Annotated in this window: 12 protein-coding genes; 9 read left to right on the plus strand and 3 right to left on the minus strand. The window is 42.8% G+C overall.

Annotated elements, in window-relative coordinates:
• Positions 1 to 43 precede the first annotated feature (43 nt).
• The 6 genes from eboC to V7K35_RS08420 all read left to right on the plus strand — a co-directional run bounded on the left by eboC (position 44) and on the right by V7K35_RS08420 (position 7,584).
• Positions 44 to 973 (plus strand): UbiA-like protein EboC, encoded by a 930-nt coding sequence (gene eboC / locus V7K35_RS08395; protein WP_335077954.1) that lies wholly within the window; start codon positions 44 to 46, stop codon positions 971 to 973.
• A 151-nt stretch (positions 974 to 1,124) separates the two neighbouring features.
• Positions 1,125 to 2,351: a metabolite traffic protein EboE gene (gene eboE / locus V7K35_RS08400; protein ID WP_335077956.1), complete on the plus strand. Its 1,227-nt coding sequence runs from the start codon at positions 1,125 to 1,127 to the stop codon at positions 2,349 to 2,351.
• A 15-nt stretch (positions 2,352 to 2,366) separates the two neighbouring features.
• The gene (locus tag V7K35_RS08405; RefSeq protein WP_335077958.1) at positions 2,367 to 3,743 is read left to right on the plus strand and encodes an alkaline phosphatase family protein; all 1,377 of its coding nucleotides are present in this window, start codon (positions 2,367 to 2,369) and stop codon (positions 3,741 to 3,743) included.
• Positions 3,744 to 4,118: 375 nt separating this feature from the next.
• Positions 4,119 to 5,609 (plus strand): catalase, encoded by a 1,491-nt coding sequence (locus tag V7K35_RS08410; protein WP_335077960.1) that lies wholly within the window; start codon positions 4,119 to 4,121, stop codon positions 5,607 to 5,609.
• Positions 5,610 to 5,846: 237 nt separating this feature from the next.
• Positions 5,847 to 6,029 (plus strand): hypothetical protein, encoded by a 183-nt coding sequence (locus V7K35_RS08415; RefSeq protein WP_335077962.1) that lies wholly within the window; start codon positions 5,847 to 5,849, stop codon positions 6,027 to 6,029.
• Between the two features lie 367 nt (positions 6,030 to 6,396).
• Complete coding sequence (locus V7K35_RS08420; protein ID WP_335077964.1) at positions 6,397 to 7,584, plus strand: FAD-dependent oxidoreductase; 1,188 nt, start codon at positions 6,397 to 6,399, stop codon at positions 7,582 to 7,584.
• 580 nt (positions 7,585 to 8,164) lie between these two features.
• Here the strand turns inward: V7K35_RS08420 and V7K35_RS08425 are convergent.
• The 3 genes from V7K35_RS08425 to leuC form a co-directional block, all read right to left on the minus strand.
• The gene (locus V7K35_RS08425) at positions 8,165 to 9,736 is read right to left on the minus strand and encodes a calcium-binding protein (RefSeq protein WP_335077966.1); all 1,572 of its coding nucleotides are present in this window, start codon (positions 9,734 to 9,736) and stop codon (positions 8,165 to 8,167) included.
• A gap of 819 nt (positions 9,737 to 10,555) precedes the next feature.
• Complete coding sequence (gene leuD, locus V7K35_RS08430) at positions 10,556 to 11,164, minus strand: 3-isopropylmalate dehydratase small subunit (RefSeq protein ID WP_335077968.1); 609 nt, start codon at positions 11,162 to 11,164, stop codon at positions 10,556 to 10,558.
• 172 nt (positions 11,165 to 11,336) lie between these two features.
• Positions 11,337 to 12,740, minus strand: a complete 1,404-nt coding sequence (gene leuC / locus V7K35_RS08435; protein ID WP_335077970.1) for a 3-isopropylmalate dehydratase large subunit — start codon at positions 12,738 to 12,740, stop codon at positions 11,337 to 11,339.
• Positions 12,741 to 13,091: 351 nt separating this feature from the next.
• Here leuC and V7K35_RS08440 point away from each other — a divergent pair, with 351 nt between their 5' ends.
• From V7K35_RS08440 to V7K35_RS08450, 3 genes are all read left to right on the plus strand, one after another.
• A complete protein-coding gene (locus V7K35_RS08440; protein WP_335077972.1) occupies positions 13,092 to 14,441 on the plus strand; it encodes an ATP-binding protein in 1,350 nt (449 codons plus the stop codon).
• Positions 14,442 to 14,591: 150 nt separating this feature from the next.
• On the plus strand, positions 14,592 to 14,780 hold the full coding sequence (locus tag V7K35_RS08445) for a hypothetical protein (protein ID WP_298904329.1): 189 nt from the start codon (positions 14,592 to 14,594) through the stop codon (positions 14,778 to 14,780).
• 61 nt (positions 14,781 to 14,841) lie between these two features.
• Positions 14,842 to 18,637 (plus strand): WD40 repeat domain-containing protein (locus V7K35_RS08450; protein ID WP_335077975.1); only part of this gene is annotated, 3,796 nt, incomplete at its 3' end.

An 18,637-nucleotide genomic window follows, 5' to 3' on the forward strand; every position in this document is an offset into this window, starting at 1 on the left:
ATGCGGTTTTTTTTGATAAATTACTCGGCAATGAGGCAGACGAATGAATGTTGCAAGCTTAAATTTTCAAGGCTGGAGGGGTTATCTAGAATTGATGCGTCCTGCTAATATTGTTACTGCTTGGGCGGATATTCTTGTTGGCTTTGCTGCTTCTGGTGGGATGATTTTTGCTAAATTAATCAATGGAGAAGCAAGTTTTTCGATACTAATTCCATTAGCTTGGTTGTTGTTAGCTACAACTGGTTTATACGGCGGCGGGATAGTTTTTAATGATGTTTTCGATGCTGAATTAGATGCAAAAGAGCGACCAAATAGAGCAATTCCCAGTGGTCGCGTATCTCGCCAAAATGCTACTTTATTGGGGAGTATACTGTTTGCAATTGGAATTATAGCTGCTTTTCAAGTATCCTGGTTGAGTGCTGCGATCGCTATATTTATCACTCTTTCATGCCTCCTGTATGACGCACTCGCCAAACATCATCCTTTTTTTGGCCCACTTAATATGGGTTTATGCCGTGGTAGTAACTTATTGTTAGGCGTAAGTGCTGTACCTGCAATCATAGGAGAACGTTGGTATTTAACACTGATTCCTATTCTTTACATTGCTGCTATCACCGCAATTAGTCAGGGTGAAGTTCATGGAGGTAAGAAGATTACCGGAGTCCTAGCATTACTACTAATTTCGATAGTTTTGATGGCAGTTTTAGCTTTAGGATTATTGGGAGAGTATACAGCGATCGCAGCACTACCATTTGCTGTTCTATTAGCTATCCGAGTGTTACCTAATTTTATCAAAGCTGCGCGTCAACCAGTAGCCGAAAATATCCGAAATGCTGTAAAAATAGGCGTGTTATCTCTAATTGTCTTAGATGCAACAATTGCATCTGGTTTTGCTGGTTTGTATTACGGTTTATTAGTTTTAACCTTGCTGCCAATTTCGATGAAATTAGCACAACTATTTGCCGTAACTTAAATTTGAATATACATATCCAGTAATACCATGAATCGGATGTATGGGCGTATAGATGTGCGCCCATACCCATGAATATGTAGTAGGTATTTTGTGAAATTGTATAAATCGAAGAAAACAGATTATTAGCATGTATAGGGTATAAAGCTAAAAAATGAAAATTACAAAAGACAGCAACTTTCATTTAACTTATTGCAGCAATATTCATCCTGGTGAAAGTTGGCTAGAGGTTTTCGCCAATTTAGAAAAATATGTTCTCAATCTCAAGTCACGTTTATCACCTACAAAAACTTTTGGGATTGGTTTGAGGTTAGCAGATATTGCTGCCAAACAACTTTTAGAAAGTAATAATTTAGCTCAATTCCAAGCTTGGCTGACTCAAGAAGATTTATATGTTTTCACCTTAAATGGATTTCCTTATGGCGGATTCCATCGACAGGTGGTAAAAGACCAAGTTTATGCACCAGATTGGTCTATACAAGAAAGGGTAAATTATACATTAAACTTGACACAAATTTTAGCTGCTCTGTTACCAGAAGGACTGGATGGCGGAATTTCTACACTGCCATTATCCTATAAACCTTGGTGGGGACAAGACCAAGCAACTTTTCAAACAGTTATGAAAAAGAGTTGTTTGAATATAGCATCAGTTGCCGCAGAAATGATTCGCATCTGCGAAAAAACAGGAAAGATCCTCCATATTGATTTAGAACCTGAGCCTGATGGATTAATTGAAAATACCTCAGAAATAATTGATTTTTATCACAATTGGTTATTACCAATTGGTGGAAATTACTTATCAGAAAGATTAAATATTGAGCAGAGTTTAGCAGAGACTAAATTGCTAGAACATATTCGGGTTTGCTATGACACCTGCCATTTTTCAGTTGAATATGAGCAGCCTCAGTCTGTGTTTGCGCGTTTGCAATCGGCAGGAATTAAGATTGGCAAAATTCAAATCAGCGCTGCAATTAAAGTAAAAATACCTGCTGAGGTTGAGAAGCGTAGTTTGATAGTTGAGCGTTTACGTCCTTTTGCTGAATCTACTTATCTTCACCAGGTAATAGAACGTCGCAGTGACGGTACACTAGCTCACTATCCTGACTTAATAACTGCATTACCAAACTTAGAAAAATCTTTAGCTGAAGAATGGCGCACTCACTTCCATGTGCCAATTTTTATTCATGATTATCAAATTTTGCAGTCTACACAAGATGATATTGCTACTGTTTTGCATCTACTTAAAACAAACAATGCTTGCCAACATTTAGAAATTGAGACTTATACCTGGGATGTATTGCCATCAGAAATGAAGATAGATTTGCTGACTTCTATTCAGCGGGAATATGAGTGGGTATTAAAAGAATTTACCGCCAATTAAGAGGAAATTAATTTTATGCAGAAAACGGTTGTTCTAAATGTCGTGGGATTAACACCCAGTTTACTAGGAGAAAACACGCCGTTTTTATCTTCTTGGGCAGCTATTGGGCAGGTGGTTCCGATCGCAACAGTGTTACCTGCTGTGACTTGTTCGGTTCAGGCTACTTATTTAACAGGAAAATTGCCTGATGAGCATGGAATTGTCGCTAATGGTTGGTACTTTCGCGATGAATGTGAAGTTAAGTTTTGGCGACAATCTAATAAATTAGTACAGGCTCCCAAAGTTTGGGAAATAGCTAAATCAATAGATCCAAACTTCAGTTGTGCCAACCTTTTTTGGTGGTACAATATGTATTCCTCAGTCGATTATGCGATTACACCGCGTCCGATGTATCCCGCAGATGGCAGAAAATTACCTGATATTTATACCCATCCTAGTGATGTGCGATCGCAAATTCAATCTGATTTAGGTAACTTCCCTCTATTCGATTTTTGGGGGCCAAAAACTTCTATTAGTTCTAGTCAATGGATTGCCAATTCGGCAAAATGGATTGAGGAACGTTATAGCCCGACTTTATCACTAGTTTATCTGCCACATTTAGATTACTGTTTGCAACGATTTGGCAATAATCAAACACAGATTCAAGCTGATTTGCGAGAAATTGATGCTGTTTGTGGCGATTTAATTAAATATTATCAAGCACGAAATATCCAGGTAATTATTCTTTCTGAGTATGGCATCACGCCAGTCTCCAAAGCAGTCGATATCAACCGCATATTAAGGGAAAACGGTTTGATAGCTGTGCGGGAAGAATTAGGACGAGAACTGCTCGATTTTGGTGCTAGCATTGCCTTTGCTGTTGCCGATCACCAAATTGCTCATGTATATGTGAATGATCCGGCGTACATCCCAAAAGTGCGATCGCTTTTAGAAGCAACTGAAGGTGTGGCGCAGGTATTGGATGAAGAGGGTAAGCAAGCCTATCACCTTGCTCATCCTAGATCGGGAGAGTTGGTGGCGATCGCTCGGCCTGATGCTTGGTTTACCTATTATTATTGGCTCGATGATGCCAAAGCGCCCGATTTTGCTAGAACTGTAGATATCCACCGCAAACCTGGTTACGATCCTGTAGAACTTTTCCTCGATCCGCAGCTAAAATTGCCTCAGGTAAAAGTTGCTCTCAAGTTACTTAAAAAACAACTAGGTTTTCGCTACTTAATGGATGTGATTCCTCTGGATGCTTCCCTAGTACGTGGCTCTCATGGTCACATTACCACTTCTTTAGCTGAAGGGCCTCTATTTATCACCCATCAAACTCACTTAGTTAATGAAAATCAAATTGAGCCTACAGATGTTTGCTCGTTGATTCTCAAACATTTAAATCAGGAGTAAAAAGGGCGGTTATAAACCGCATCTACACGAAACTTTAACCGCGCAAATGGTTTCCACACAAGGGGCTTAAGTCCTTTGTTCAGTGTAGGCAGACTACCCTTCTCTTTTAGGAAAAGGGCTGTAGGGCGAACGTTTGTCTGAGCCGCGAATGAACTTTGCTCTGGCTTTAAGTTGACAAATATGCACAAATATGCATAAATATACATTCCAAAATACAAAAGAATTTTGTAGCAATTTGTAGTCATATCGAGTATGCTTTGTATGTGAACTCGTCATGACTATGAATTAATTTGCTCTATCAGTAGGAAACCATCTATCTACTGACTAAAATTTACTTTTTCAATTCCAGTAACTTAACGCAGAACTTCTTTACCCATGACTGAACCCCAAAACTTGACAACTGCTGACGGTATCCCTGTTGCCAATAACCAGAACTCCCTCACAGCCGGCCCGCGTGGCCCTTTATTAATACAGGATTTCCACCTGATAGAAAAGCTGGCTCATTTCAATCGGGAACGTATTCCTGAGCGCGTTGTCCACGCCAAAGGTGCGGCTGCTCATGGTACTTTTACTGTTACCAATGACATCACTAAGTATACGAAAGCGAAACTTTTTTCTGAGATTGGCAAAAAAACCGAAGTCTTGCTGCGCTTTTCTACAGTTGGCGGAGAAAAGGGTTCAGCAGATGCCGAGCGTGACCCTAGAGGGTTTGCCATCAAGTTTTATACTGAAGAGGGCAACTGGGATATTACAGGCAACAATACCCCTATTTTCTTCATCCGCGACCCCCTGAAGTTTCCAGATTTCATCCATACCCAAAAGCGCAATCCTCAAACCAATTGCAAAGACCAGAATGCAAAGTGGGATTTTTGGTCACTTAGTCCAGAATCGCTTCACCAGGTGACGATCCTGTTTTCAGACCGGGGAATCCCAAAAACCTTTCGACATATGGACGGTTTCGGTAGCCACACCTTCAGTTTGATTAATGCTCAGGGCGATCGCGTTTGGTGCAAATTTCATTTTAAGACTCTGCAAGGGCATCAAACCTTGACGGAGGAAGAATCGACCCAGATCAAAGGAGAAGATCCCGATCATGCAACTCATGATCTGTTTGAAGCGATCGCTCAAGCAGACTATCCCAAATGGCGGATGTGTATTCAAGTGATGACAGAGGAGCAAGCGTCAAAACATCCAGATAATCCCTTTGATTTAACGAAAGTTTGGAAGCAAGGAGAATATCCCTTAATCGAAGTCGGGATATTAGAGCTAAATCGGAACCCTGAGAATTATTTTGCCGAAGTTGAGCAAGCCGCTTTTAGCCCTAGTGCGGTAGTCCCAGGTGTTAGTTTCTCTCCAGACAAAATGCTTCAAGCTCGCATCATCTCTTACTCAGATGCTCAACGCTATCGTTTGGGTGGTAACTATCAGCAACTACCTGTCAACCAGCCCAAATGTCCAGTGATGCATTACCAGCGAGATGGTTTTATGGCGTCAGGAAACAACGGCGGTAGCACTCCTAACTATGAACCAAATAGTGCTGAGGGTACGCCTAAAGAGAATCCAGCCTATGCAGAGCCACCTACCCATCTGGGTGATGTCACCGTTGATCGTTACAATCATCGTGAAGGAAACGACGATTACACCCAAGCAGGTAATCTCTATCGGTTACTGACTCCTGAGCAGCAAAAGCGTCTTGCTCATAATATCGTCGGCAGTCTCAGTCAAGCAAGGCTGGACATCCAAATGCGTCAACTTTGCCACTTCTTCCGAGCGGATGTTTCCTATGGTCGTCGTGTAGCTGAGGGGTTAGGCATTTCAATTGATCCGTCAATGCTGGGTGCTACTGCTCAACCTGTAGGTATTTAGTACCGCTAGGCAAAAGTTAATTAGAGGCAGGGGCTTGTACTTAAAATCGTTTTTCTCTCTTGCCCCTTGCCTCTTTTTGTCAACAACTTAGTACAATTTGGTGTAGAAGCGTAGCGTTTTTAATGCAGAGGAACGCATTGGCATTGTATCGGGATGCATTGGCATTGTAGGGGAACGCATTGACATTGTGTCGGGATGCATTGGCATTGCAGGGGAACGCATTAACATTGTGTCGGGATGCATTGGCATTGTAGGGAACGCATTGGGATTGTATCGGGATGCATTGGCATTGTAGAGGAACGCATTAACATTGTATCGGGATGCATTGGCATGATACCAATTCTCTATGAAGATGCACAGAATATTAAACGAACCGCCAAGTACGCCAAGAGCGCCAAGAATGGAGAGTTACTCATTTAATGCAGCTTCACATTAAATTGGCATAAAACTTAATACTTTTGGTTAACCCAGCACTTGAGGAGGGCGTTTGTTCATTAACCTATTGCCTACTATAGTTGTCCTAAATAACTTATGAATTTTTCTGTTTCTTTTCTTGGTGTCTTCTCTGCGATCTGCTGCATGTTGGCGGTTCATTAATTTTCATAACTCAGATCCGATTGCCATCTCTCAGAAAAGTACTAAGAAATATTTATGCTTCTAACGTAAGATGTAGTCTCTTAATAAGACTTATATAATCAATCTGCAAAAATCTAATGTTTTAAAATCTTTATCCAGGATTTGATATAATTTGCTGAGATTTTTTAGCTCATAGAATTAATCTCACAATATGAACACAAATCTAACTCAGAAATTATCCAAACCGATAGTAAAGATTGCCATTGTCGGTGCTGGACTAGGCGGTTTGGCTGCTGCTATAGCACTGAGAAGCCAAGGGATAAACGTTCAAGTTTATGAAAAAGCCCAAGAATTTCGTCCAGCTGGAACTGGATTAGGACTGGCTCCTAACGGCTTGAATTTTTTAGATGCGATCGCGCCGGGAATAGTCGAAACCCTCAAAAGTTCAGGATGCGAGGTTTACCATACGGTTTTAAAGAATATTCAGGGAGAAACAATCCGAACTAATGCAACCAAATTCTTGGAGCAATACGGACAACCGTTGTTGACTGTTTGGTGGTATCGTTTGCAGCAAGTTCTAGCCTCTAGATTGCCATCTGACATCATTCATCTCAATCATCGCTGTATCGGCTTTAAGCAAGATGAAAACGGTGTGGAAATTCATTTTGATGGCGAAAAATCGGTATATGCAGATTTGCTGATTGGGGCTGATGGCGTTAACTCTGTAATTAGAGAAACTTTATTTGGCGAGGGTAAGCCTAATTATATTGGTAGTATGTGTTGGCGTGCCGTCATCAAGTATCATCACGAGCTATTTAATGATTATGAACTAGTTTTTGTTAAAGGCAATAAACAGTTCATGTACATTCTCAATGTGGGTGGCGGCTATACCAGTTGGATTAGTCGGAAGTTATCACCTGAGTACTCTCTTTCCCACAATGCTGATCAAGTGAAATCTCGTATTCTCCATGAATTAGCCGACTGGGATGAATCCTTTCGGGCAGTGGTCGAAGCGACACCAGCCGAACAAATTTGGGAGGGGCCGATTTGCCATCGCCCACCGTTAACTCACTGGAGCCAAGGCAGAGTCACACTTTTAGGCGATGCTGCTCATCCAATGGCACCTGCAATGGCACAGGGAGCAAATACCACTTTTGAAGATGCATACGAACTGGGAGAGTGTTTTTCCCAGTCAGCTAATCTGCAAGAAGCTCTCATCAGCTACGAACAGCGTCGCATAGAGCGGACAAAAATCATCCAAGCTCGTAGTGCTTTGGGTGAGATGCGCTACTATGACGACACATCGACATCTCCTGGACAGCCAGAGCAACGGCAAATGCCGCTCAATGAAGATTTTTCTAAATGGTTGTATAATTACAAGCCATCTCTAACAAGTTAAATCTTAGTGATATAAATTGAGATTGCGAAAGAGATCGCTAGTTTTTTTCAAAATAGCAACAATCTGAGTAATCACCCAAAAAAGTTAAACTTGGTGCTAATCTTATCGAGTAACTTGAGGATATCAAAAGTGAGTGTTTTTAGTCAAGTCCTCAAACACAACAAATTCGTTGGATAGTTGAGAATTATTCGCGCAAACTTAATACAACTTAATCAAAGTATGAATTTTTGTAAAATAAGAAATTTCTATAATATAGCAACAGCCAAGGTGGTTAGGACATTAACAGATGATAAAACTTAGACACAAAAAGGCTTTTCACCCACTCCCCAGTCCACAGTCCCCAGTCCCCAGTCCCCAGTCCCTTGCTATAGTTGAGTTTAAAATACTCCAAATCAATATCTTTGTAATGAAACACCCATGTACGCAGATCAACGCGAATAAATTATAATCCTCCCCGTACTTGAAGTACGAGGAAGATTCAATTACCCCTACTTAGCAATGTTGATGATTGCGGCTATTGGAATCTAACTGCAAGCTTGCAGACATGCCTTAGATTCTATGGATTTTGAGAGAAGTCTGATTATGCAACGATCTCAAAGTTCGTAACTGCTAATACTGGTGGTAATGTGTATATATTGTTATCATTATCAATGTTGGCAAATTTACTACCTGTCCCAAAGCCTGGTGATGTCAAGTTTTGGTTGAAGAACAAGTTGCCAGTTCCAAGACTGTAAGTAATGAGTCCAGAGCTACTTGCTGCTGCTGCATCATTAGCTACTATCTTAATCTGGAGGGGACTATAGAGTCCGATGAAAGTTGACTGCTCCAGTACAATTTTGTCATTGGGGCTGAAGTCAGTAATTCTATCTACACCCAGATCAGCACTATAGAACGGAACGCCTGAGCTGAACACGAAGCGATCGCTACCACTACCGCCCGTCAGGATATCATTACCTTTTCCACCTTGTAAAATGTCATTACCAGCGTCACCATAGAGGCTGTCATTGCCAGCACCACCATAGAGAATGTCATTGCCAACACCGCCAAAGCCGCTTAACGGTGTAGCTGTGCCACGACCACTAAGCAGGTCATTTCCAGCACCGCCTGTGAACGATACTGTACTTACGCCAGTTCCCGCCAGGTTGTTAACATCGAAGATGTCATCGCCTCCACCACCATTAACTTCAAACCTCTCTACGCTGTCTACAGTCAGGGTGAAGGGAACTAGGTTGAGCCGATCAAAGATTGCTCTTCCTTGTGCGTCTCGTTGCAGGCGGAAACTGTCTCCGGCAGCCGCCGCGCCGTTGATCTCAACCACGTCATAGCCAGCGTTACCACTGATTCTGTCGCTACCGTCACCGTTGTTCCAGATCAGTCGGTCGTTGCCGGTTCCGCCAATGAAAGTGTCGTTGCCGCGATTTCCTAGTAGAGTATCGTTACCGTCCCCACCGAATAAAAAGTCGATACCATCGCCACCTCGTAAGAGATCATTACCAGCGTCACCATAGAGAATATCATTGCCAGCACCACCAGAGAAGCTGTCATTGCCAACACCACCAAAGCCAATTAACGGTGTAGTTGTGCCAGTACCATCAAGCAAGTCATTTCCAGCACCACCTGTAAACCGTACGGCACTTACGCCTGTTCCTGTCAGGTCGTTGACATCAAAGATGTCATCACCACCACCACCATTTACTTCAAACCTCTCTGCGCTGTCTACAGTCAGGGTGAAGGGAACCAGGTTGAGCCGATCAAAGATTGCTCTTCCTTGTGCGTCTCCTTGCAGGCGGAAGTTGTCTCCTACAGCCGCGCCGTTGACCTCAACCACGTCATAGCCAGCGTTACCACTGATTCTGTCGCTACCGTCACCGTTGTTCCAGATCAGTCGGTCGTTGCCGATTCCGCCAATGAAGGTGTCGTTGCCGCGATCGCCTACTAGGGTATCGTTACCCTCCCCACCAAATAGAAAGTCGATACCACCGCCACCTCGTAAGAGGTCATTACCAGCATTACCATAGATGGTGTCATTTCCAGCATCACCATAGAGGCTGTCATTTCCACCTAAACCACTGAAACTATCAGAAGCGGCATTACTAATACCTATATCTGATCTATAGGTCGGTCCTGGGCCTGGAATCCAATTTACTGCCATGATTAATTCTCCTAATTCTTGATTTCTAAGTGAGTAATGATGTACTAATACTTCATTTATAGGAAAACGTATGAAAGTACTAGTTTCTGTTTCCGAACTACGAAACCTATAGTTTTTAGCTGTTAACTATTATTCAGGGATATATTTTTCTTTTATGCAGAAGATTTGTTTTTGTAAAACTTCTTCACTATGAACTTTGCAGACAGCCCTTATTACATCCTGACTTTTCAGGTCATGGAGAAAAGAAAGAATGGCTCGTGAATGCCTTTTGTAAACCAGCTTTCAACTGATTGGATGATTTTCGCTAAAGTTCAAACAAATGTGAGTAGCTTTGAATAGATGACAATATTAGATAGTAATCCGTGTTCATATTGTGACTTTGGTGACAAACCTTTAAATCGCCAATCAGTATTAATAAGTGAGTGTTTATCGTAAAGTATAGTGAGTCTTTATCCAAAGTATTTAAAAGTATCAGTGACCTAAAGCAGCTACAATACAATCAATTCCTGCTGCTACTAACAAAGGGTTTTTACTGAAGACTGAAGCATTTATTTTGGCATTAACTCTCAAACAAGTATTTATTTAATGAGGAAAATATAATACTTTAATATGATTAAATATTTCTGTTCTAGAGTTAGTTTCAGTGGAGTGGAGCGTAGCGCCACTGAGCGCAGGCAGAACTTAATCGTTGCAAAGCATCTAGAGGTTGATAACCTGCAACTTGGGTTGATAATTCAATTTTTGATACTTTTATGGGGCAGATAGAAAATTCTTGGCATTCGCTCGTTCCCTGGCTAATAACTAGGGAACGAGTGAATCCTAACTCGCGGCTAAATTGCCCCAACCAACGTAGGGTAATTTTGCAGCTATTGCCCGAACTTGGTCAGCATTCGCCACCAACTGACCGCAAGCGTCCCAAGTCCCAGAAATGAACGTGCTTCTAGTCCCTTGTTCGATCGCAACTGAAACAATATAATCATCAATTTGCACTTGCAAGGTTTCCAAATTCACTCTCACAGCAGCTTGAGGATTGGCAGCGACTAACTCTTGTAGTTGTTTAATAGTTGCAGCATCGGCTGTTAGACAAGGTATACCCATCGCCACACAGTTACCGAAAAAGATTTCGGCGAAGCTTTCACCGATTAAAGCTTGGATTCCCCATTTTGCGATCGCTTGGGGTGCATGTTCTCGTGATGAACCACAGCCAAAGTTACGGTTAACTATTAAAATATTCGCCCCTTGGTACTGAGGTTGGTCAAAGGCATGTTTACCTTTAAGTGCTGTCCGGTCATCAATAAACGCGCCTTCACCTAACCCATCAAAGGTAACAGCTTTCAAATATCGTGCGGGAATAATGCGATCGGTATCTATATCATTGCCCACTAAAGGTATACCGCGCCCTGAAACTGTTTTAACTTCACTGACCATAAACTTTATTTACCTATCATTTCAATGACAGCCTGTTGAAAAAGGGATTGGGGATTGGGGACTGGGGATTGGGGATTGAGGATTAGGGACTGGGGAAGATGAAGGGATGGGGAATAGAGAATAGTAATAGGTAAACTTTCAATTACCAATCCCTAGTCCCCAGTCCCCAAAATTACAGTAACTCGCGCACATCAGAGACTTCGCCTTTAATCGCAGCTGTGGCGACCATTGCCGGACTCATTAACAATGTTCGACCGGAGGAGGAACCTTGTCTTCCTTTAAAGTTGCGGTTGGAGGAAGAAGCGCTGATTTGTCTTCCTTGTAGCTTATCGGGGTTCATGGCCAGACACATAGAACATCCCGGTTCACGCCACTCAAATCCAGCTTCTTCAAAGATTTTATCCAGTCCTTCAGCTTCCGCCTCTTCCTTCACCCTTTCAGAACCAGGGACAACGAAGGCTTTGATTCCCTCTGCAACGTGGCGACCTTTGGCAATTTTCGCCGCTTCTCGCAAATCAGTAATCCTGCCGTTGGTGCAACTACCAATAAAGCAGACATCTATTTTGGTACCTTTGATAGGTTGACCGGGGAACAAATCCATGTAGCGGTAAGCTTCTTCGGCAATGAATCGGTCTTCTTCAAGCAGTTCTTCCGGTTGAGGCACTGACTGGTTGACACCGATACCTTGACCGGGAGTAATCCCCCAGGTGACGGTAGGAGAAATTTCAGCAGCGTTGAATAGCACTACATCATCGTACTGGGCATCAGCATCGCTCTTGATGGATTGCCACCAAGCTACTGCTTTATCCCAATCTGCACCAATGGGAGCAAAATCTCTGCCTTTGAGGTAATCGTAGGTGACTTGATCGGGATTAACGTAGCCGCATCTAGCACCGCCTTCGATCGCCATATTGCAGACAGTCATCCTCTCTTCCATATTCATTTGCTCAAATGTCGTACCTGCAAATTCGTAGCCATAACCCACACCGCCTTTAACTCCAAGGGTGCGGATGATATGCAAGATGACATCTTTGGCGTAAACTCCAGGGTTGAGAATGCCGTTAACTTCAATTTTGCGGACTTTCAGTTTAGAAAGGGCCAGAGTTTGGGAAGCGAGAACGTCCCGGACTTGACTAGTACCAATACCAAATGCGATCGCACCAAATGCCCCATGACTGGAAGTGTGACTATCTCCACAAGCGATCGTCATTCCTGGCTGGGTGATTCCTAGTTCTGGAGCGATGACATGAACTATACCCTGACTACCAGAACCAATATTGTAAAAAGTTATGTTATTTTCTTGACAGTTATTTTCCAGCGCCTGGATCATTTCCTCTGCCAAGCTATCGTCAAAGGGACGTGCCTGATTTTCTGTTGGCACAATATGATCGACTGTGGCAACGGTACGCTCTGGAAACAGTACTTTTAGACTTCTCTCGCGTAACATAGCAAAAGCCTGGGGACTGGTGACTTCATGAATTAGATGAAGCCCGATAAATAGTTGCGTCAGCCCTGAGGGAAGTGTACCAACGGTGTGTAAGTCCCAAACTTTGTCAAACAGGGTACCTTTGCTCATACGTCAATCAATATTTAAAGAGTCCGGTCTTAAATAGTATCAAAAAAAAGTCTGGGTTTTTGCAGATTGCTTAATATTACTTACAGCTTCGCACTCTTATTTCTCTGTGCCTCTGTGGTTTTATTCTTCCTTAACGAACCGCAGAGGCAAGGCAGTGCGTTGGGCGGGTTCCCCGACTTGTTCGCGCAGCGTCTCCCTTAGGAGAAGCAACTGCCGCGCACAGATCACAGAGGAAGAGAGAAGAGAGGTAACGAAAATTATCCGAAATATTGAGGTGCAAAGATGTAAATAACTTTATCCTTTTGCACAAGGATATCTAAGACAATACGAGATAATTGCACTACCAGCATTATGCCCATAGATTTACGGGAATTTTATCAGGCTAGCGATCCCAGCAGAACTCTGTTTGTCAACAATAGCTCTGATGGCAAGTATTACATCGATTTCTCTTCAGTCCGAGGTGGTGATATTCTTGGCAAGCTGAAGCAGAAAATTACTTTTTTTAAGCCCAATGAACCCACCTGCACTTTATTTACTGGGCATATTGGTTGTGGTAAATCGACAGAATTATTACGCTTACAGGCAGAACTGGAAAAATTAGGCTTCCATGTGGTCTATTTTGAGTCCAGTGATGACTTGGAAATGACCGATGTCGATATTGCTGATGTGTTGCTAGCGATCGCTCGTCGGGTGAGTCAAAGTCTCGATAAAATTACACTGGAGACACCCAACAAGTTTAATGAGTTGCTCCAAGGTGCTTGGAAGGTCTTAAACTCCGAGGTGACGGGGGTTAAAGTTAAGGTTCCAAATGTCGGCGATTTTGGTGTCACCTCTGAAAAAGAAAAGCTTTCTCTGTCTGTAGGCATTGGGGAAATCACTACCAAGATGAAAAATGACCCGACGCTGCGAGAAAAACTCAATCAGTATTTGGCACCGCAAAAAACTAAGCTGCTGGAAGTGATTAATCAAGAATTGTTGGAACCTGCGATCGCTAAACTCAAACAGCAGGGTAAAAATGGTCTGGTGGTAATTGTTGATAATCTTGACCGCATAGATAATCGTGTCAAAGCTTGGGGTCGTCCGCAGCAGGAATATTTATTTGTCGATCAGGGTGAGTTTTTGACAAGGCTTAATTGTCATCTCCTCTACACCATGCCTTTAGCTTTGAAGTTTTCCAATGATTATGGAATGCTTACCCAGCGTTTCCCAGAAGATCCCAAGGTGTTACCAATGGTACCTGTACAAAAAACTGATGGCAGTGTTCATGTACAGGGAATGGCACTCATGCAGCAGATGGTACTAGCTAGAGCTTTTCCTGACTTGACACCAGAGGAGCGTTTAAATAAAGTTACCGAGATTTTTGATCATGCTGCTAGTCTAGAGCGGTTATGTAAAATGAGCGGTGGTCATGTGCGGGACGTGCTGAGGCTGCTGAATACCTGGATTATGGAAGAAATGAGTCTTCCCCTAACCCGTGCAACCTTAGAGCAAGTTATTCGTTCTCGGCGGAATGAAATCATGTTACCGATTTCTGATGATGAGTGGCAATTGTTACGTCATGTCAAGGAAAGGAAAAAGGTGAGTGATGACCAGGGATATCAAAAACTGATCCGCAGTCGGTTTGTATTTGAATATCGGGATGGTGGCGAGTCTTGGTTTGATGTTAATCCAGTTTTGGCTGAAGCAAGGGAGTTGCAGTGAGGAATCAGATCGTGTACAGACAAGTTGAATTACCCCCCTTAATCCCCCCTTATAAAGGGGGGAAACAGGAAATCTCTTTCCCTCCCCTTTATAAGGGGAGGGTTAGGGTGGGGTAAAACCCAGATTCGTAATTTTAGAACAGGAGGAAATATGAAAACAATCCCAGAGTTAAAGACTCGTATTAAAGAACTCAGTAAACAAGCTGTTGAATTTAGTAGAAAAGCATCTGAAGTGTGTTTAAGTGACCGTCAACAAGCCAAGTATTTTAGACAGCAAGCGAGAGAAGCTAGCAAACGCACTCAAGTATTGATACAGGAGTTAAAACGCCAGGAAGTTTAACTTGTAGTTTTCAATTCTTCCTTTGCCTCCTACACTCTAGATTTACGTCAGCTTATGACTTATGACAGACTCGCAACCACCAGAAGATGACCATGTAAACAGTGATGTCTACGACGGGCTACGCCTACGCTCACTGCAACAATTAGCTTGGGCGATTGAGTCCTCTGTGGGACAGTTTAAGCTGATTTTGGCCCGGTGTAATTATGCTATAGAGCGCGATCGCCTCATCCAGAAACTACGGAAAATTTGTCAAGTTGAAATTCGTGTCTTGACGGTGCAGCAATCCAACAGGACTCTTTATACTGCGATTCAGTCAGAATTCGGCGAAGAAATACCAGCCTGTGTAATGGTTGTGGGTTTAGAATCAGTGCAGAATTTGTCTGTGATGTTAACTTCTGCTAATCAGGTGCGGGAGGAGTTTCGCAAGAATTTTACTTTTCCCTTAGTGTTGTGGATTGACGATGAAATCTACAAACAACTAATACAGTTTGCGCCAGATTTGGAAAGTTGGGCAACTACGAGAAACTTTGCCATATCAACACAAGAATTAGTAAATTTTATTATTGAAACGGCTACTCAATGGTTTGATAATAACTTAAAACTTAGCGTAGCTGTATATATTAAACTGGAAACTGAGTTAGAAACAGCGCAAAGAGATTTACTCAATCACCCAGATGTTTATAATTTAGAAATTCAAGCTAATCTAGAATCTTTATTAGGTTTTGTCAAACAGATAAACAATCACATAGATTCGGCGCTACAGCATTATCACACAGCTTTAGAACTTTGGCAAGAAAGTAATAATTTAGAAAAGCAAGCAATAATCCTCGGTGAGATTGGCGTTTGTTATTATCTCAAAGCTTTTAAACATCAAGATATCAATCATCCAGATTGGCAAACGACTTGGCATTATGTTCAGGAGTATATTAATTTTATTAACCAGTTACAAACTCCAGATTTAACTGACTTTTCACCTAATCTGGAAAAGTTAAAGCGAAACCTAACCCCCCAACCCCCTTCCCTACTAGGGAATGGGGAGAATTCAAAGCCTCTCTCCTTGCAGGAGAGAGGTTTGGAGAGAGGTTTTCCATATTGTCAGCGAGATTTAATTGCTAATGCAGTAGTTAAATTCGGTGATATTTTGCGGAACTTGCAAAAGTGGGAAACGTTGCAGAGTCTTTGTGAACAGGCTTTAGTAGTACATCAAACTAACAATCAGCCAAGGGAATTAGCCAAAGATTACGGCTTTTTAGCTGAGGTGGCTTTGGCTCAAAAAGACTGGGTGAAAGCAAATCAGCTTGTTCAGCAAGCTTTGAAAGTTTTTGCCACGATTCCCAATTTGGGATCAGCGAATATTTCAGGGGTTTTCTCTGATATTCCCGAAAGAGTTTTAAAATCAAAAGATTTGAGCTTGTATCAGTTTATTTTAGGTCGTTCTCAATACAATTTAGGTCAAACTCAACAGGCAACTCTCAGCTTAGAAACTGCTAGGGATGTGGGTAATCTTCTAGAAGATGTCAGGCTTTACTTGGATATTCTCAAGTTTTTGCAGCAGCTTTACTTTGAGGAGAAAGAATATCTCAAAGCATACAAAATTAAACAGCAACGGCGTTCCATTGAACAGCAATTTGGCTTGCGGGCGTTTATTGGTGCGGGGAGGTTAGAAGCGACAAAACAGGCATTTGTAGAGACATTGCGCTCAAACTCCCCCCAAGGAAATATTGCCCCAGAAATTGCTGCATCTGGTCGCCTATTGGATGTAGAACGTTTGATTGAACGCATGGGTCGCCCTGATTATAAGCTGATAGTAATTCATGGGCAATCGGGTGTCGGCAAAAGTTCCCTGGTGAATGCGGGACTGATACCAGCTTTAAAGGATAAAGCGATTGGGATTCAAGATTATTTGCCGGTGGTAATGCGCGTTTACACCAACTGGGTGGAAGAGTTGGGGAGGCTTTTGGGGAGAGATGACGGAGATGAGAGGGATGAGGGAGATGAGAGAGAGTTAGAACCTCAACGTTCAGCCTCAGAAGGTCAACGTTCATCCTCAGAAGGTCAACGTTCACCCTCAGAAGGTCAACGTTCAGCCTCAGAAGGTCAACGTTCAGCCTCAGAAGGTCAACGTTCACCCTCAGAAGGTCAACGTTCATCCTCAGAAGGTCAACGTTCAGCCTCAGAAGGTCAACGTTCAGCCTCAGAAGGTCAACGTTCAGCCTCAGAAGGTCAACGTTCACCCTCAGAAGGTCAACGTTCAGCCTCAGAACTCGGAACTCCGCAATATTTAATATCCAGACTCAAAGAAAACGAACAGCGCCACCTTCGCACAGTGTTAATTTTTGATCAATTTGAGGAATTTTTCTTTGTTTACACCGAACCTGCACAACGGAAGCAATTCTTTGAGTTTCTGGGAGAGTGTCTGAATGTTCTATCGGTGAAAGTTATCTTATCGCTGCGGGTGGATTACATCCATTACTTGCTGGAGTGCAATGATTTGTCCAGTCTCAAGATTATTGGCAATGACATTCTCAGTAATAATGTGCTTTACAAGTTGGGGAACTTCTCACCTGATGATACGAAGTCAATTATTCAGCGTTTAACTGAAAATACTAGTTTTCACTTAGAATCGGCTTTAGTTGATCAACTGGTGCAAGATTTAGCCGGGGAATTGGACGAAGTTCGTCCCATTGAGTTGCAGGTTGTGGGGGCGCAACTGCAAACAGAGAATATTACAACTCTGGCAGAATATCAGCAACGCGGCACTAAGGACGAATTGGTTAAGCGTTATTTGGATGAAGTTGTTAATGATTGCGGTGTTGAAAATCAGCAGGCGGCGGAATTATTACTGTATTTGCTGACGGATGAAAAAGGAACTCGCCCTTTAAAGACTCGCGCTGAATTGGAACGCGATTTACAAGAGTACTTTTCGGTTAGTAGTTTTCAGCCTTCGGAAATTCCCCCAACTCCCCTTAAAAAGGGGGGCTTTATTCTCTTCAACCCCTTTTTAAGAGGGTCGCCGCAGGCGGGGGGATCAGAAATTAGGGAGGATAAAGCTTTTGACATCAGTAAATTAGATTTGATTGTAGAGATTTTTGTCCAATCCGGCTTGGTGGTTTTGCTACCAGAAACCCCGGCTGACCGTTATCAACTGGTACACGACTACATCGCCGCCTTTATCCGCCAGCAACAAGAACCGAAGTTAAAGCAGGTAATGGCGCAACTAGAAAACGAAAGGAAGCAAAGAAAGCTGAGTGAAGCAAAACTTAATGGCTTTTTGAAACGCGCCCTTTTTGGTTCAGTTGCAGCCGGAGTAGTCTTAGCTGGACTAACAGTTACAGCCTGGGATGCAGCACAAAGGGCAGAAAAGGAAAGGCGAACGGCAGAAAAGGAAACAAAACAAGCTGCAATCAGTGAAATTAACGCCCTTGCTAACTCTTCAGCCACCTTTTCTGCCTCTGGGCAAACCTGGGATGCAGTGACAGAAGGCTTAAAAGCACGCAGAAAACTGAAAAATGCCGGGAAGGTAGCGGTAGATACCCAGACGCGGGTTGTGGGAACATTGCGGAAAGCTGTGTACTTACAACCAGAAAACAAATTCCAAGAACTGAATACATTAGAAGGGCATCGCAGTTGGGTCAGTAGCGTGGTGTTCAGCCCGGATGGGCAAAGGCTGGCTTCAGCTAGTTATGACAACACCATCAAACTCTGGGATGCAGCCACTGGCAAACCTCTGCAAACCCTGAGTGGACATAGCAGTGGGGTCATTAGCGTGGTGTTCAGCCCGGATGGGCAAAGGCTGGCTTCAGCTAGTTATGACAACACCATCAAACTCTGGGATGCAGCCACTGGCAAACCTCTGC

The sequence above is a fragment of the Nostoc sp. genome (genome assembly GCF_036917275.1).
Lineage (GTDB): Bacteria > Cyanobacteriota > Cyanobacteriia > Cyanobacteriales > Nostocaceae > Nostoc.

What these genes read in the sequence shown, in the direction of transcription:
- eboC (WP_335077954.1), top strand. Translation starts at nt 44, where the DNA reads ATGAATGTTGCAAGCTTAAATTTTCAAGGCTGGAGGGGTTATCTAGAA.
- eboE (WP_335077956.1), top strand. Translation starts at nt 1,125, where the DNA reads ATGAAAATTACAAAAGACAGCAACTTTCATTTAACTTATTGCAGCAAT.
- V7K35_RS08405 (WP_335077958.1), top strand. Translation starts at nt 2,367, where the DNA reads ATGCAGAAAACGGTTGTTCTAAATGTCGTGGGATTAACACCCAGTTTA.
- V7K35_RS08410 (WP_335077960.1), top strand. Translation starts at nt 4,119, where the DNA reads ATGACTGAACCCCAAAACTTGACAACTGCTGACGGTATCCCTGTTGCC.
- V7K35_RS08415 (WP_335077962.1), top strand. Translation starts at nt 5,847, where the DNA reads ATGCATTGGCATTGTAGGGAACGCATTGGGATTGTATCGGGATGCATT.
- V7K35_RS08420 (WP_335077964.1), top strand. Translation starts at nt 6,397, where the DNA reads ATGAACACAAATCTAACTCAGAAATTATCCAAACCGATAGTAAAGATT.
- V7K35_RS08425 (WP_335077966.1), bottom strand. Translation starts at nt 9,736, where the DNA reads ATGGCAGTAAATTGGATTCCAGGCCCAGGACCGACCTATAGATCAGAT.
- leuD (WP_335077968.1), bottom strand. Translation starts at nt 11,164, where the DNA reads ATGGTCAGTGAAGTTAAAACAGTTTCAGGGCGCGGTATACCTTTAGTG.
- leuC (WP_335077970.1), bottom strand. Translation starts at nt 12,740, where the DNA reads ATGAGCAAAGGTACCCTGTTTGACAAAGTTTGGGACTTACACACCGTT.
- V7K35_RS08440 (WP_335077972.1), top strand. Translation starts at nt 13,092, where the DNA reads ATGCCCATAGATTTACGGGAATTTTATCAGGCTAGCGATCCCAGCAGA.
- V7K35_RS08445 (WP_298904329.1), top strand. Translation starts at nt 14,592, where the DNA reads ATGAAAACAATCCCAGAGTTAAAGACTCGTATTAAAGAACTCAGTAAA.